We start from the raw sequence: 15,543 nt of genomic DNA, 5'->3' as shown, positions 1-15,543 counted from the left end.
CGGCCGGGCCGTAGGCTTGGGGGGTGAAGCCGTTCGTCCTCCTCGCCACACGGGCCGAAGACGTCCCCGCCGACGAGGAGTACCAGCTCTTCCTGCGGTACTCCGGGCTCGACGAGCGCGACCTCGTGCGCATCCGGCTCGAGGCCGAGCCCATGCCGCGCCTCGACCTCGACGCCCTCTCGGGCATCTTCGTCGGCGGCGGGCCGTTCAACGCCTCCGACCCGGCCGAGACGAAGTCGGCGGTGCAGCACCGGGTCGAGGCCGAGTTCCAGACGCTCCTCGACGAGGTCGTCGCCCGGGACTTCCCGTTCCTGGGGGCCTGCTACGGCATCGGCACCCTCGGCACCCACCAGGGCGCCGTGATCGACCGCACGTACCCCGAGCCGATCAGCGTGGTTCCCGTCACGCTCACCGAGGCCGGGGCATCCGATCCCCTCCTGCGCGACATGCCTCCGCAGTTCGACGCCTTCGTCGGCCACAAGGAGGCGATCACGACGCTCCCGGCCTCGGCCGCGCTGCTCGCCTCGTCGCCCGACTGCCCGGTGCAGATGTTCAAGGTGGGCGAGAACGTGTACGCCACGCAGTTCCACCCCGAGCTGGACGTCGACGGCATCACGACGCGCATCCACGCGTACGCCGGCTACGGGTACTTCGCCGCCGAGGAGCTCGAACTCACCCTCGCCGCCGTGCGCCGCGCAGCGGTGTCGCACCCGAGCCGAATCCTGCGCACGTTCGTCGAGCGCTACGCGCGCTGAACCGCGCCTACGTGCGCGCGACGATCAAATACGTCAGGTACACCGCATAGGCGACGACGAAGAGAACACCCTCGACGCGGGTCACCCGTCTGCCGGTCAGGAACACCGGGACGCACAGCAGCGACACGAGCACCATGATCGGCATGTCGATGTAGGCGAGGCTCGGCTCGACGGCGACCTGTCCCGGCGCGAAGAAGAGCGAGGCGCCGAGGATGAACGTGAGGTTGAAGATGCTCGACCCGATCAGGTTGCCCACCGCGATGTCGCGATCGTCGCGGATGGTGGCGACGATCGTCGTCGCCAGCTCGGGCGCCGACGTGCCGATCGCGACGATCGTGAGGCCGATCAGCGCATTCGAGACGCCTGCGGCCGCAGCGAGCTCGACCGCTCCTCGGACGAGCCAGTCCGCGCCGAACACGATGACGACGATGCCGAGCGCCAGCAGGGCGGCTTCGACGACCGCCCAGCGTCGGCTCCCGTGCACGTCCTGCCTCGGGTACTCGTGCTCGTACTCCGCGAGGACTCGCGTCGACTCGCGCCGGGTGAACAGCACGAGCAGCGCCATGTAGACGAGGGCGGCCACGAACAGCAGCACGCCGTCGAGCACGGACAGCGCCCGGTCGAACGAGAGCAGGAAGAGGAGGACGGATGCCGCGGCCATGGCCGGCAGGTCGAGCTTGAGCGTCTGCGCGTGCATCACGATCGGCCGGATGGCCGCGGACATGCCGAGTATCAGGAGCAGGTTCACCATGTTGGTGCCGACGATGTTGCCGATGGCCAGGGAGCCCGCCCCCGACCGGACCGCGTCGATGCCGACGGCGAGCTCAGGGGCGCTCGTACCGATGGAGACGACCGTGAGCCCGATGATGATCGGCGGAATTCCCATCCGCCGCGCGAGCTTCGCACCGTAGCGGACGACCAGCTCGGCTCCGACGATGAGCGCGATGAGCCCGAGCGCGACGACGAGCAGCGGGATCATGCGGCCACCGTATCCCCACCTCGCCCGCTCACCGTATGGGCGGGGTCACAGGCTCACGCCTCGAGGATGCGGGTGACGGATGCCTCGCCGGCCGGCTCCTCGTCGGCGAGACCGGGACCCAGGCCGAGGTCCACCAGCACGAGCTCGCCGCACAGGTCGGGTCCGCGCCCTATGACGAGGCCCGCCTTCACGGCGCCGAAGGTCATTGTCATCGCAGCCGGCAGCACGACGTCGTCGGCGACCCCCGTGTCGGGCTGCAGGCCGCTCGGCAGGTCGACGGCGACGGTGCGGCGCGGCATCCCGTCGCCCATCGTGTCGAGCAGGCGCGCGACCGCGTCGCGGGCGGCGCCGCGCAGCGCCGGGTCGGGCGAGGTGCCGATGCCGAGGATCCCGTCCACGACGACGGTGTACCCGGATGCCGCGGCCGCCGCGGCGTCGACCGAGACCTGCCGCGCCCCGGCCCCGAGCGCGGCGGCCAGTCCGTCCTGGTGCACGCGGCTCCCGACCGCGAGCACGTCGACCGCGACCCCCGCGCCGAGCTCGGACGCCGCGAACAGGGCGTCGCCGCCGTTGTCGCCGCTGCCCGCGATCACGAGCACTCGTGGGGACGCGGCATCCGTCAGTCGCTCTCGGATCACCCCCGCGAGCGCCGACGCCGCCCGCCGCATGAGCGGCTGGCCGGCATCGAGGAGCGGTCGCTCCGCCGCGCGCACCTGCGCCGCGGTGTACGCCGGCACCCGCACGGTCACGCCCGCTTCGCCTCGGCCGCGCGACGCGACTTCTCGGCGGCCTCGTTCGCGAGTCTCAGCTCGGCGGCCGCGACACGCACAGCGTCTTCGGCCCGCTTGATGCGGCGGGCCTCGAAGGTCGGAGCCCCATGACGTTCGCGCACGCGGTCGACGTCTTCGGCGACGCCCACGATGATCCACGTCGAGGCGAGCAGGATCACCTGCGCCGAGAGGTTGAACCACAGCAGCAGCGCGATGAGTGCGGCGAACGACGCGAGGAGCGGGTTCGATCCGGCGCCGGCGACGAACATGCCCGACAGCTGCTGCAGCACGGTGAGGCCGATGCCGCCGATCAGCGCACCGGCGAAGAGCGTGCGCGGCCGGGCCTTCACGCCGCTGAGCACGACGAACGCGAGGGCGATCAGGCTGGCGTCGAGCAGGAAGACGACGATCAGCGCGAGAGCGCGGGTGGCGGCATCCGCGACGAATCCTTGAACGCCGAGCCAGTCCCCCACCCATCCGATGAACGTGGAGCCGTAGAACGTCACGACGGCCGACAGCACGAAGCCGCCCCCGATCGCGATGGCGAGGAGCAGGTTTCGCAGGATCACCCAGACCCAGAAGACGTCGTCGTGGATCTCATCGGCGAGGTTGCGCAGGGCCGCCCTCAGCGAGCCGATGGCGCCGATCGCGGCACCGACCAGGGCGACGAGCGACAGGATGCCGGTCAGCGTGAGGCCGGCGGGAGCCTGGATCTTGTCGACCTCGATCAGTCCGTCCTCGCCGAGCAGTCCGGGGATCGCGGAGTCCACCGTGTCGACCAGCGCCTGCCACGCGGCGGGATTGCCCGAGAGCCACAGCGCCGCGAACGAGAAGCCCAGCAGCACGCCCGCGAAGACCGAGAACAGCGCGCGGTAGGTGATGCTGTCGGCCAGCATCGCGCCGCGCCGCTCGAGGTAGTGGAACCAGACTCGCACCGGCCGGAGGCTCAGTGCCCACGCCGTCAGTTTCGCCATGAGGTCAGCCATGTCGCCAGGCTATCCGGGCACCGTCGGCACTCGACCCGGTTGACACGGTGCCCGAAGACGGTTCACCGGCGGGGGCGGACCGGGTCGCGCCGGAGGCTCAGCCGCTCTGGCCGAGCTCGCCGTAGATCGAGAAGATCGGCATGTACAGCGAGATCACCATGCCGCCGATGATGATGCCGATGCCGACGATGAGGATCGGCTCGATGGAGGCAGTGAGCTGCGAGGTCGCCGTCTCGACCTCGTTCTCGTAGAAGTCGGCGATGCTGCGGAGCATCTCGGCGAGCGTGCCCGATTCTTCGCCGACCGAGATCATCTGCGCGACCATCGGCGGGAAGACCTCGGCTTTCGCGAGCGGACCCGAGAACGACCGGCCCTGCTTCACCGATTCCTGGATCTCTCGCACCGCCTGCTCGATCTTCCAGTTGTTCGACGCCGCGCCCACGATCGAGAGCGCCTGCACCAGCGGCACACCGGCATCGAGCATCATCGAGAGGCTGCGGGCGAACCGCGCGACGGCGATCTTCGTGGTCAGCGGACCGACGACGGGCAGCTTCAGCCGCCACGGGTCGACCACGCGGCGCACCTTCTCCTCGCGGCGGTTGCGCACCCACCACAGCCAGCCGGCGATGCCGCCGCCGATCATGAGCGGCAGGATCCATAGCATGTTGTTCGACAGCGTCACGAGGATCTGCGTGGGCAGCGGCAGCGCCGAACCCATGCCCTTGAACATGCCCTCGAAGATCGGCACGACGAAGGTCACCATCGCGACCACGCCGAGGATCGCGATGACGAAGACGATGATCGGGTAGGTCGTCGCCGACTTGATCTTGCCCTGCAGCTCGGCTTCACCGGCGTAGGTCTCGGCGATGGTTGCCAGCGACTCCCCGAGGAAACCGCCCGACTCGCCCACGCGGATCATGCTGACCATGAGCGGAGGGAACACGTCGGGGTACGCGGCGAGCGCCGCCGAGAACGACGAGCCCGACTCGACGGCGGCGCGCACGCCGACGAGCGAGCTCTGCAGCTTCTTGTCCTCGGCCTGCTCGATGAGGATCGCCAGCGTGCGCATGAGCGGAAGGCCGGCGTTGATGAGCCCGGCCATCTGCTTCGAGAACACCGCGAGTGTTCGGACCTTGACCCGCCGCTCAAATCCGGGGATCGAGACGTCGCGGTTGAGCCCGGTCTTCGAGGTGAGCGTCACCTCGAGCGGCGTAAGCCCCTGCGCGCGCAGCTTCGCCGTGACGCCGTTCGCGCCCGACGCTTCGAGCGTGCCCTTGACGATGCCGCCGCCGGTGGCGTCGATCGCCCGGTACGAGTACTCCGCGATGAGCGCCATCAGCGCCCCCAGCCGGCCGTCTGCAGGTCAGCGTGGGCCGACCACGCGTCGGCGTCGAGGTCGCGCGGGCGCACCCGCACGTCGTCGAACGAGGCGGGGTCGGTCGCGTAGCTCTTCGCCAGCTGCATCGAGATCGATCCCTCCTCGACGAGCCGCTTGAGGTCCTGGTCGAGCGTGTGCATGCCGAGGCTGCCTCCCGCCTGCAGCATCGAGTAGATCTGGCTCACCTGTCCTTCGCGGATCAGGTTCGCGATAGCCGGTGTGTTGACGAGCACTTCGGTGGCGATGACGCGGCCCTCGTCCTGGGCGCGCGGCAGCAGGGTCTGGCTGATGATCCCCTGCAGGGTGTCGCCGAGCTGCGTGCGCACCTGAGCCTGCTGGTCGGGCGGGAAGGCGTCGACGATGCGGTTGATCGACTTCGCGGCGCTCTGCGTGTGGAGCGTCGACAGCACGAGGTGACCGGTCTCGGCCGCAGACAGGGCGGTGGAGATGGATGCCGGGTCGCGGAGCTCGCCGATGAGGATGACGTCGGGGTCCTGACGCAGGACCCGCCGCAGCGCCTCCGAGAACGACGCGGTGTCACTGCCGATCTCGCGCTGGTGGATGAGAGAGCGGCGGCTGGTGTGCTGGAACTCGACAGGATCCTCGACCGTCACGATGTGCGCGGGCAGAGTGCGGTTGACGACGTCGATCATGGAGGCGAGCGTCGTCGACTTGCCCGAGCCGGTCGGCCCCGTCACGAGCACGAGTCCCCGGGGGCGCAGCACGAGATCGCGCGCTGCTGCCGGCACGCCCAGTTCCTCGAGCGGGCGGATCCGGTCGGGGATGAAGCGCATCGCCACGGCGACATCGCCGAGCTGACGGAAGACGTTGACGCGGAAGCGGGCGACCTGCGGCACCGTGTAGGAGAGGTCGACCTCGCCGTGGGTACGGAACTCCTCGAGCTGCTCGCGCGACATGAGGGCGCCTACGGCCTCGTCGAGCCAGGCCGACGAGGTGGGGTCGGCCCAGCCGGGAATGCCGGTGAGGTCGCTGTCCACGCGCATGAGTGCCGGCTGCCGGGCCGTCAGGTGCACGTCCGAGGCGCGCGACCGCTGGGCGACGCCGAGCATCGAGGTCAGGTCTTCGGATGCGGTCATTGTCAGTCCTCCGTGCGTACGAGGGCGAGGGCGGTCACCGTGAGGGTGCCCTCCTCGAGGGTTCCGTCGATGGTGGCGAGCAGGCGGGGTCCGCGGCTGAGCGCGTCGATGAACGCCGCGGCCGACCGGGCGTCGGGCACTTCCACGGTGATCGTCACCGGGATCTGCTGCTGCGGCGAGGCCGCGGGCTCGGTCTCGGCCGGGGTCTCGCCGGCGCCGGCGTCCATCGCGGGGTCGGTCGTGGCGTCGCCCGTCTCCGTCGTGTCGCCCTCGGCCGGGGCTGCTTCGCCCTCGGCCGGGGCGGTGTCGGCCGGCGCGGCGCCGGCGTCGTCGTCGCCCTCGAGGCCAGTGCGCGGTGCCCACGGCTCGGCGTCGGCGGCCGACACGCTCTCGATCGTGGCGCCGGTGGCCCGGGCGGAGTCCACGACGATCTGCATGACGTCATCGAGCTGACTGGATGCCGCGATCTGGCGCCGCAGTGCGGTGACGTCGCCGGTGAGGGTCTCGATCTCGGCCTGGGCCGCGGTGAGTTGCGAGACCCGCACGTCGTACAGCTGATTCGTCTGTGCGACGTTCGCCGTGTCGGTGTCGATGGCGCGCGCCGAACTGTACATCGGCAGCACGACCATCGTCAGGCCGGCGACGAGCAGCGCGACCACCACGACGATGCCGAGCAGGTTGATCATCTGACGGGGGATGTTCACTCGGCCGCCTCCTCGGTATAGGCGCCGGTGTACACCGACTGGTCGAACACGACGCGCAGCTCGTACTCGTACCCGCTCTCGGTCGCGTCGACCTCCCAGCCGTCCGCCTCCAGCACTCCCGGCAGGCCGCGCACGTTTCGGACGATCGGCACGACGAGCTGGGGAGCGGGGCTCGCAATGGTCACGGTGCCCGTGGCCCCGACCTCCATCGCGGGGTCATTGCCCTGCGGCATCCCTCCCGGAGCGATGCTGAAGCCGGCGATCACCGAGCCGCCGGGCAGGACGCCGCCGATGGCGTTGACGAGCCCCCCGTACCGCATGTCGGTCGCCATCGCGCCGCTTCTGAACGCCGTGAGCTCGGACTGCAGGTCGAGCTGCGCCTGCACGTCCGACAGGTCGGCCAGCTGCGTGAGCAGGGTCTGCGTGCGGAGGCTCTCGACCGCGAAGCGCTGGGCGGCGGTGAGCTGCAGCCAGAACGCGCCGGCCGTGGCGGCGGCCACGACGAGGATCACGACGACCAGCGCCAGGATCCAGCGTCGCAGCAGGCGAGCGCCCTGCCGCCGCGCCGTCTCGGACGGCGGGATGAGGTTGACGAAGGGCGTCCCGCCGATGACGATCGCCGTCGTCTTCGCGATCGACATCAGCGCCCCTCGGTCAGGGCGAGGCCGACGGTGGTGAGCAGATCGAGGCCGACGGTGCCCTGGGGCGCATCGGTCTTCGTCGCGACGATCTCGGCCGCGCCGGCGTAGGCGACCGGCAGCGGCAGGCTGGCCGCAAGCGACTCGCCGACCTCGGGAGCGGCTGCGCCGGCGCCGGTGAGGATGACGCGGCTCACCGGCACATCGTTGGTGCGGCCCGCGTAGAACGAGAGCGTGCTGCGCATGCGGCCGACGAGGTCGGACAGCGCCGCCTCGGTCATGCCTGCGACGCGCTCACCGCGCGCCGACGAGTAGCGGCGACGACGCGGGCCGCTCGATCCGGCGCCGACACCCACGAGCTCCTCGACCGGCGCCTCGGCCTCTTCCGCTCCGGAGGCCGCGGCCGCCTCGCGCTCACGCACGGCATCGGTGAGGATCTCGAGCGGCAGGATGCGCACGAAGCGGGGCACGCCGTCGCGCACGATGACGACGTAGCTGGTGTGGTCGCCGAGGTGCAGAGCCGCGACCGACTCCCCCGGCGCCGCGAGACGACTCACTCCGCGGGCGAGCCCGAACGGTGCGAGGTCGACGGCGTCCACCGTGAGCTTGGCCTTTCCGACCGCCGTCACGAGCTGTTCGACCGTCTCGGCGACCGCCGCGACGAGCAGACCGGTGATCTGGTCGCCCTCCTGGGACGACGCGTAGAAGTCGAGCACGGCCTGGTCGGCGGGCACGGGCAGGAGGTCCTGCACCTGGAACGGAAGGGCCTGACGCAGCAGGTCGGGCCGCAGGGCCTGCGTCGTGTACTCGCGCACGAGGATGCGGCGGCTGCCGATGCCGAGCACCACGCGCCGATGCGAGAACCGCCCGCGACTCCACAGCTGCCGCAGCGCGAGCGCCACCGCATCCGGGTCAAGCACTTCCGAGTCCTTCGCAGCCCCGACGGGCAGAGGCACGGCGCCGTATGCGACGAGGGTCGGGGTGCGACCGGTCGTCACCTCGGCGGCGCGCACGCCCTCCTCCGTGATCTCGAGACCGATGACCGTCTTCGCCATGACCCGCTCCTCTCTCTTTCCGCGCAATCGCTCAGGCGATCGCGAACAGCCCCAGGTACCAGCCGGCGAGGATCTCGCCGGAGAGGATTCCGATCCACGCGCCCGCGAGCATGAACGGCCCGAACGGGATCGCGGTCTTGCGTCCGGCGCGCCGCATCAGGATGAGCGCGACGCCGAAGACTCCGCCGACCACGAAGGCGGCGAAGGCGCCCACGGCCAGCGCTCCCCAGCCGAGCCACGCCAGGTAGGCGCCGACCACTCCGGCGAGCTTGACGTCGCCACCGCCCATGCCGCCCGGGCGCACCACGCGCAGCACGAAGTAGAAGAGGTACAGCGCGGCCGCGCCGATCGCGGCCCGCAGCAGCGCCGACCAGTCCGCACCGAGCACGCACGCGAGGATGAAGAGCGCGGCAGCGACGGCGTAGCTCGGCAGCACGATGCTGTTCGGCAGGCGATGGGTGTCGATGTCGATGAGGGCGAGCGCGATCGTGATCGCCGCGAAGTAGAGGTACGCGATGGTCACGACCACCGACGCTGCGAGCGGCAGGCTCGGTTGGGCGAGGAAGAGCCAGACGACGCCGGCGAATGCAAGGCCCGTCGCGAGTTCGACGAGCGGGTACCGCGGCGAGATGGTCGCCCCGCACGATGCGCAGCGGCCGCGCAGCGCGAGCCACGACACGACGGGCACGTTCTGCCACGGTCGCACCGGGGCGTCGCACGCCGGGCAGCGGCTCTCGCGGGTGAGCGGGATGCCGGCAGGCACGCGGTAGACGACGACGTTGAGGAACGAGCCGATCACCAGCCCCAGCAAGCCGGCGAAGACGAGCGCGAAGGCGATGAGGGCGGGTTCTGTGAGGAACGTCACGGCAGATCTCTCAAGGAGATGAGACGGCCGATGGCCGGTTGTGCGTCGCCCCCGTCTTCATCTTCTGCGCCGGGAGGCTCTTTTCCAGGGAAACCGACCGGCTTGTACCAGAAGTTCGGCTTTCCGGTCATCGTGCCGGCGTGAATGGAGCCTTGCCAGTTCTCGCTTGCGTTGGCGAAGTACACCGTGCACTGAGTGAAGATCATGCCGGAGATCTTGGAGCTCCCCATGGGGCTCATCTTCACGCCCTGGGCGTTGATGACGGGGACAGGCGCACAGTTGCGGCCGGGGACTTCGGGCGAGATCATCCAGATTCGATGCTCGTTCCCGTCGCCCGAAATGAAGTTCTGACCGACGAGGTTGAACGAGGGCGCGACGAAGATGATGTCGGTCTTCACCTTGAGGTCGCTCCACTGACCCGGGAGGTCCACGCGTGTGCATCCGCTGGCGTCAACCAGCGTCGGCGCGGTGAGGCTTTCGAGAACCGACTTCATCGGATGATTCCAGCTGTGGGTGCACGCCCCTGCCCAGCTCACCTTCGTGAACAGCTTGCTGGCGACGAGAGCGTCGAGCTCCGCCTGGGTGAATCCCTCCCACGCGGGAGCGGTGGGCAACTGAGGCGGGCTGACTACCGTCTTCCGCACAGAGTTCACCGCCCAGGCGTCATGGCCGCTGTGAGGATACGTGAATGCCCCGCCGTAGGTGATGCGGTCACGGGCGACCGGGGCCCCGCCCGCAAGATTCAGATTGCCGACGGCATGGATGCTCTCGACAAACCGGCCCGAAAGGCCGGAACCGTTGACGTCTCCCTTCGCGTAGATGCTGCCGTCGATGGTGTTCCCGCCCGTGATGCTGACGCTGCCGTTCAGCGACACGAGATCGCCGCGGATCTCCGTCCCGCTTCCGATGGTCACGCTCTTCTCGGCATACACGTCGCCCTGGACTTCGCAGCCGCCGGCCCCGAACACGGTTCCCGCCGGCAGGTATACCGAGCCAGCGATGGCGCCACCGGAATTGCAGCTGAAGTCACCGGAGACACCGGCATCGGGCACCACCCAAACCGTCGCCGGATCCGCAGGGTCCACGGACTTGATCGTCAGCGCACTGAGGTCGAGGGGGGCGCGGGTGACCAGCGCAGGCTCTTTCATCAGCGGGGCGGGCGCGGGGGGGATCTCGAACACAGCCTCGGTTACCGTACGGGATCCGTCGGGTGTGGTGCCGGTCGAGGTGAAGCGCACCCGATCGGACACCGTGCAGTCGCGCTCGACGCTGTACGTCGCGCCGTTTGCGAACGCTGCAGCCGGCGTGAGCGGGGCGCCACAGACGTCATCGCGACCTGCGCGGGCGATCGCGTCGGCGAGACCAGCATCGGCGGCCGCGCGCGACTGAGCGGTGCTGCGACTGTCGACCAGGATGCCGGTCGTGTTGGTGACTATGGCCGCGAGCGTCAGCGCTCCCACACTGAGCACGAGCATGATGACGAGGACCGAGACCAGCGTCGATCCTCCGTCGCGGTCGCCACGAGTTCTGTCGGTCATGGCCAGCATCTGAGTTCCCCTTCTCCTACGGCCTGCGCGGTGATCCCTTCGGTAAGGGCGACGACGACGTCGCCTACGGTGATGGTCACGCCGACCCGAAGCCGCCGCTCTCCGTCGTCGGCGAACACGGCAGCGCCGGCGAGGGTACCCGAGACGTCCGTTGCGACCGTTGCCCACGTGCTGTCGGCCGCGGGTACAGCGCCGCTCGTACTCGTGCGGTAGACGATGTCTTTCGCGCCGCCAGCACCGTTCACGGCTGCCCATGCACGGCATTCCAATGTGCCATCCGGCAGGAAGACCGACGCATCCAGCCGGGTGCCGCCGGTGACGCGGAAGTCCGTCGCGTTCCGAATCGAGGAAGCGAGCGTCGCGCTGAAGACGTTGGCTCTCCCGGCCGCACTGTCTCGGGCGATGCTCTGCTGCTGCGCACGCAGTCCGCTGATGAACATGCTGGCGAGCAGACCGAGGAACAGAGCCGATACGGCCCCATAGACGATCAGTTCCACCATTGTGAGGCCGACGTCATCCCGGGCGGCGGACCGGATTCCGCCGGTCAAGGATCGACCACGAGGATCAAGGTCGGCAGCGTCGTCAGCCTGGCGCCGGAGGCGTCGCGGACACTCACGGTGACGGGGATGGTGGCCGGATAGGCATCCGCCGTGCCGGGGCACGCACCGACCGCGATGACCGCGGTCAGACCCGAGCCTGCGGGGTCGGAACGCCCCGACCCTGCGGGAGTCGACTTGGCAGAGAGGTCGCTGCATCGCGACGAGGTTGCGAGATCGGCGGAGAAGCCGGTCTTGATCGCCGCGAGTTCGGAGTTGGCGAACGTGTTCGCCGCGACGAGGTCGGTGTTGGTGACGCTCGCGCGGGTGGCACCCGCGATCAGCGGCAGCACCGCGAGCGCGAGCACCATGAGCAGGAACATCGCGATGATCGCCTCGACGATGCTGAAGCCCTCTTCTCGGCTGGACACGATGATCACCTCCCAGTGCTCGCGGAGTGGGCCAGGGTCGTCCCCAGGCAAGGACGACCCTGGCCGATCGTTGGGTCAGCGCGGAGCAAGCTCCCACTGACCCGCCGGAACGCGCCCCCCGGGCGCTCCGCCGCTTAGTCTTCTGCGTCTGCCCCGGTGCAACCAGGGCCGGACGATTCGGACTTTCCGGCCTTAGTGGCCGTCACACAAATCGTGTCGATGTCGCCGGCGGTCCCGATCACTGCCGCGACTGAGATTCCCTGGTCCGGGTCGTCCAGGTTCGTGACGTCATCGGGGTCTGCCTCGTTCTGCGCCACCGCGGCAGCGACCTGTGTTGCGCCGTTCGCGGCGATCGACTTCAGCGAGTTCTTCTCCGCCTCGGCAGAGATGTTCATGAAAATCGGAATCGCGACCGCGGCGAGAATGCCGAGGATGACGACCACGACGATGAGCTCGATGAGCGAGAAGCCGGCGTCGCCGTTCTCCTCACGACGGGCCTTCTCGGACTGGATGTAGTTGCTGATGAAAGTGCGCATGGCGACCGCTTTCTTGATCTGTGGATATACATATCCCTGATCAGACCGCGTTTTCGCCCAGTCGGCCAGTCGATTCAGAGGCAAACCTAGGATCCATGCGTCTGCATGTCTCCGTCCCCGCCGATTACATTAGAGACTTCTCATATAAAGTCCAAGTCGGTTTTCCACAAGATTGGGTAAGCAGTTTCCTGAGGGTTTGCTGAGGAAGGGTCAGAACGGTGCTCCAGCCATAGGATGGCGACGGGGACTAAGGGGAATGCCATGAGAGGACTCGCCCAGACGCTCGTGCTCACCGGCGCGGTGCGCGCGGCCGACATGTCGGCGGCCATGGCCGAAGTGGGCGAGGGGCCCGAGCTTCAGCAGCTGCTGGTGAACTCCAAGCTCGTCACCGAGAGCCAGCTGGCCGAGGCCATCGCCCTGCAGACCGGGCACCGGTTCATCGACCTGGCGAACATGCCGCTCGATCCCAACATCGTCGCGCTCGTGCCGGGCACGCTCTGCCGGAAGTACCAGCTGATCCCGGTCGACAAGACGGCTGATCGGCTGACCGTCGGCATCCTCGATCCGACCGACATCGTCGCGCTCGACGACGTCGCGAGCGTGACCGACCTCTTCGTCGAACCGGTCGTCGTCGCCCAGGACGCGCTGGCGCAGATGTTCGAGCGGTTCCTCCGCTCCGACGAAGAGCTCAGCGAGCTGTCGATGACGATCGAGGAGTCCGCCGAGACCAATCAGGCGGCGTTCACCGAATCGCTCGAGGAGCAGGACACCGACGCACCCGTCGTCCGGTTCGTCAACCTGCTCATCGCCCAGGCGATCAACGACCGTGCGAGCGACATCCACGTCGAGCCGGGCGAGAAGCAGCTGACCGTCCGGTTCCGCATCGACGGCGTGCTGCACGAGATGCAGAAGGCCGATCGCGCGATTCAGGACGGCATCATCTCGCGCCTAAAGATCATGTCGGCGATCGACATCGCCGAGAAGCGCAAGCCGCAGGACGGCCGCCTCTCGGTGACCCACGAGGGCCGCTCGGTCGACCTCCGCGTCGCGACGCTGCCGACCGTGTGGGGCGAGAAGATCGTCATGCGCATCCTCGACAACAGCGGTCAGACGATGACCATGCGCGATCTGCTCTTCTCCGGGGTCAACGACCGCCGGTTCCGCGAGGCGATCATGAAGCCGCACGGCATGATCCTCGTGACGGGGCCTACCGGCTCGGGCAAGTCGACCACGCTCTACACGGCGCTGCGTGCGGTGGCGAACCCGCGGATCAATGTCATCACCGTCGAGGACCCGGTCGAGTACCGCATCGCCGGCATCAATCAGGTGCAGGTCAACAATCGCGCCGGCCTGACCTTCTCGTCGGCACTGCGGTCGATCCTGCGAAGCGACCCCGACGTCGTGCTCGTGGGTGAGATCCGCGACAACGAGACGGCGACGATCTCGATCGAGGCGGCCCTCACGGGTCACCTCGTGCTCTCGACGCTGCACACGAACGATGCCCCGTCTGCGCTCACCCGCCTCACCGAGATCGGCTGCGAGCCCTTCTTGGTCGCGACAGCGCTCTCGGCGGTGGTGGCGCAGCGCCTCGCCCGACGGCTCTGCATGAAGTGCCGCGAGCCCATGGTGGAGCCCACCGAGGTGCTGTCGTCGCTCGGCTTCCCCCACGACCCCCGCGATGTGCCTCAGCTCTACAGGGCGGTCGGCTGCCCCGCGTGCTCGAGCACCGGCTATCGCGGACGAGTCGCGCTCCACGAGGTGATGACGCTCAGCGACGAGATCGAATCGCTCGTCGTGACCCGCTCGACGGGCAGCGACATCCGTCAGGTCGCCCTGCAGCAGGGCATGGTCTCGCTGCGCGAAGACGGCTGGTCGAAGGTGGCCCAGGGCCTGACCACGATCGAAGAAGTCCTGCGCGTCTCGGTCTGACGAAGTCACACCGCCCCCGGGGGCCTCGTGGCCTCACCCGGGGGCGGTGGTGTCGGCGCCAAGCCCACGCGGGAGGGGATCCGGGCGCCGAGTCTGTGGCGCTACTGAGCGCCGAGGTCCTGGTAGAGGGTGAAGATCGGCAGGTACAGCGAGATCACCATGCCGCCGATGATGATGCCCAGCAGGACGATGAGCACCGGCTCGATCGTCGCCGACAGCTGCGCCGTGGCCGTCTCGACTTCGTCCTCATAGAAGTCGGCGATGCTCGCGAGCATCTCCGACAGGGTCCCCGACTCTTCGCCGACCGAGACCATCTGCGCGACCATCGGTGGAAAGACGTCGGCCTTCGCCAGCGGGCCGGCGAACGACTTGCCCTGGCGGATCGACTCCTGGATGTCGCGCACTGCCGCCTCGATCTTCCAGTTGTTCGAGGCCTGGCCCACGATTGCGAGAGCCTGGATGATCGGCACGCCGGCGTCGAGCATCATCGAGAGGTTGCGGGCGAAGCGGGCGACGGCGATCTTGGTGGCGAGCTTGCCGAAGATCGGCAGCTTGAGCTTCAGCGGATCGACCACCCGGCGCATCTGCTCGGTGTTCTTGTTGCGCGCCCACCAGGCCCAGACGGCGATGACGATGGCGGCGAGCAACGGCAGGATCCACCACATGTTGCGGGAGATGTTCACGAGGATCTGCGTGGGGATCGGAAGCTCGTTGCCCAGCCCCGCGAACATCTGCTCGAACACCGGCACGACGAACGTCACCATCGCCAGCACGCCGATGACCGCGATGATCAGGACGATGACGGGGTAGGTGGTCGCCGCGCGGATCTTGTTCTGCAGCTCCGCCTCGCGCTTGTAGTTGTCGGCGACGGAGGTGAGCGCCTGCCCCAGGAAGCCGCCGGTCTCGCCGACTTTGACAATGCTGAGCAGCAGCGGCGGGAAGACGTCGGGATGCCGCGCCAGCGCGCCCGAGAACGACGACCCGCCTTCGACGTCGGCCTGCACCGCGACGAGTGCGGGCTGGAGCTTCTTGTCCTCGGTCTGATCGATGAGGATCGTGAGCGTCCGCATGAGCGGCAGGCCGGCGTTGAGCAGACCTGCCATCTGACGCGCGAAGATCGCGAGCGACTTCGCCGCGACCTGCTTCGAGACACCGGGCATCTTGAGCTCGCGATGGATCCCCGTCTTCGACTTGAGGGTCACCTCGAGCGGCGTCAGTCCCTGCGCCTTGAGCTTGCCGGTGACGGCGGTCTCGCTGGCGGCTTCGACGCTGCCCTTGACCACGGCCCCGCCGCGCGGATCGACTGCCCGGTAGACGAATTCCTGCATGACCGCCAT

16 protein-coding genes are annotated in these 15,543 nt (G+C 68.8%); 2 read left to right on the top strand and 14 right to left on the bottom strand.

The window, feature by feature from the left end; all coding sequences use genetic code 11:
- Positions 1 to 23 precede the first annotated feature (23 nt).
- The gene (locus H9622_RS09785; RefSeq protein WP_191766216.1) at positions 24 to 755 is read left to right on the top strand and encodes a glutamine amidotransferase; all 732 of its coding nucleotides are present in this window, start codon (positions 24 to 26) and stop codon (positions 753 to 755) included.
- 7 nt (positions 756 to 762) lie between these two features.
- Here H9622_RS09785 and H9622_RS09780 read toward each other — a convergent pair whose 3' ends face one another.
- The 13 genes from H9622_RS09780 to H9622_RS09720 all read right to left on the bottom strand — a co-directional run bounded on the left by H9622_RS09780 (position 763) and on the right by H9622_RS09720 (position 12,277).
- The gene (locus tag H9622_RS09780) at positions 763 to 1,734 is read right to left on the bottom strand and encodes a calcium/sodium antiporter (protein WP_191766215.1); all 972 of its coding nucleotides are present in this window, start codon (positions 1,732 to 1,734) and stop codon (positions 763 to 765) included.
- Positions 1,735 to 1,787: 53 nt separating this feature from the next.
- The gene (locus H9622_RS09775; protein ID WP_318247078.1) at positions 1,788 to 2,483 is read right to left on the bottom strand and encodes an NAD(P)H-hydrate epimerase; all 696 of its coding nucleotides are present in this window, start codon (positions 2,481 to 2,483) and stop codon (positions 1,788 to 1,790) included.
- Complete coding sequence (locus H9622_RS09770) at positions 2,480 to 3,490, bottom strand: YihY/virulence factor BrkB family protein (protein WP_191766214.1); 1,011 nt, start codon at positions 3,488 to 3,490, stop codon at positions 2,480 to 2,482. Before H9622_RS09770 ends, H9622_RS09775 begins: the two co-directional genes overlap by 4 nt.
- Before the next feature lie 97 nt (positions 3,491 to 3,587).
- Positions 3,588 to 4,826, bottom strand: coding sequence for a type II secretion system F family protein (locus H9622_RS09765; protein ID WP_191766213.1), 1,239 nt, complete (start codon positions 4,824 to 4,826; stop codon positions 3,588 to 3,590).
- A complete protein-coding gene (locus H9622_RS09760) occupies positions 4,826 to 5,965 on the bottom strand; it encodes a type IV pilus twitching motility protein PilT (protein WP_191766212.1) in 1,140 nt (379 codons plus the stop codon). Before H9622_RS09760 ends, H9622_RS09765 begins: the two co-directional genes overlap by 1 nt.
- Before the next feature lie 2 nt (positions 5,966 to 5,967).
- Positions 5,968 to 6,669 carry a hypothetical protein gene (locus H9622_RS09755; protein ID WP_191766211.1) on the bottom strand — a complete coding sequence of 234 codons (702 nt, stop codon included), beginning with the start codon at positions 6,667 to 6,669 and terminating at the stop codon, positions 5,968 to 5,970.
- Positions 6,666 to 7,310: a hypothetical protein gene (locus H9622_RS09750; RefSeq protein WP_191766210.1), complete on the bottom strand. Its 645-nt coding sequence runs from the start codon at positions 7,308 to 7,310 to the stop codon at positions 6,666 to 6,668. The genes H9622_RS09755 and H9622_RS09750 overlap by 4 nt, the downstream gene beginning before the upstream one ends.
- On the bottom strand, positions 7,310 to 8,362 hold the full coding sequence (gene pilM, locus H9622_RS09745) for a type IV pilus biogenesis protein PilM (protein ID WP_191766209.1): 1,053 nt from the start codon (positions 8,360 to 8,362) through the stop codon (positions 7,310 to 7,312). Before pilM ends, H9622_RS09750 begins: the two co-directional genes overlap by 1 nt.
- Positions 8,363 to 8,393: 31 nt before the next feature.
- Positions 8,394 to 9,227, bottom strand: a complete 834-nt coding sequence (locus H9622_RS09740) for a prepilin peptidase (protein ID WP_191766208.1) — start codon at positions 9,225 to 9,227, stop codon at positions 8,394 to 8,396.
- Positions 9,224 to 10,774, bottom strand: a complete 1,551-nt coding sequence (locus H9622_RS09735; protein WP_191766207.1) for a polymer-forming cytoskeletal protein — start codon at positions 10,772 to 10,774, stop codon at positions 9,224 to 9,226. Before H9622_RS09735 ends, H9622_RS09740 begins: the two co-directional genes overlap by 4 nt.
- On the bottom strand, positions 10,762 to 11,274 hold the full coding sequence (locus H9622_RS09730) for a hypothetical protein (RefSeq protein WP_191766206.1): 513 nt from the start codon (positions 11,272 to 11,274) through the stop codon (positions 10,762 to 10,764). Before H9622_RS09730 ends, H9622_RS09735 begins: the two co-directional genes overlap by 13 nt.
- Before the next feature lie 44 nt (positions 11,275 to 11,318).
- A complete protein-coding gene (locus H9622_RS09725) occupies positions 11,319 to 11,741 on the bottom strand; it encodes a prepilin-type N-terminal cleavage/methylation domain-containing protein (protein ID WP_191766205.1) in 423 nt (140 codons plus the stop codon).
- Between the two features lie 134 nt (positions 11,742 to 11,875).
- Entirely contained in the window at positions 11,876 to 12,277 is a 402-nt protein-coding gene (locus tag H9622_RS09720; RefSeq protein ID WP_191766204.1) for a type II secretion system protein, read from the bottom strand.
- 261 nt (positions 12,278 to 12,538) lie between these two features.
- Between H9622_RS09720 and H9622_RS09715 the strand changes: the two genes are divergently transcribed.
- Positions 12,539 to 14,206 carry a GspE/PulE family protein gene (locus H9622_RS09715; RefSeq protein ID WP_191766203.1) on the top strand — a complete coding sequence of 556 codons (1,668 nt, stop codon included), beginning with the start codon at positions 12,539 to 12,541 and terminating at the stop codon, positions 14,204 to 14,206.
- Between the two features lie 101 nt (positions 14,207 to 14,307).
- Here H9622_RS09715 and H9622_RS09710 read toward each other — a convergent pair whose 3' ends face one another.
- Positions 14,308 to 15,543 carry a type II secretion system F family protein gene (locus H9622_RS09710; RefSeq protein WP_191766202.1) on the bottom strand — a complete coding sequence of 412 codons (1,236 nt, stop codon included), beginning with the start codon at positions 15,541 to 15,543 and terminating at the stop codon, positions 14,308 to 14,310.

The organism is Microbacterium gallinarum, from assembly GCF_014837165.1.
Lineage (GTDB): Bacteria > Actinomycetota > Actinomycetes > Actinomycetales > Microbacteriaceae > Microbacterium > Microbacterium gallinarum.
The sequence above is the reverse complement of the archived record's forward strand: the minus strand, read 5'-3'. Positions and strand labels throughout refer to the sequence as shown.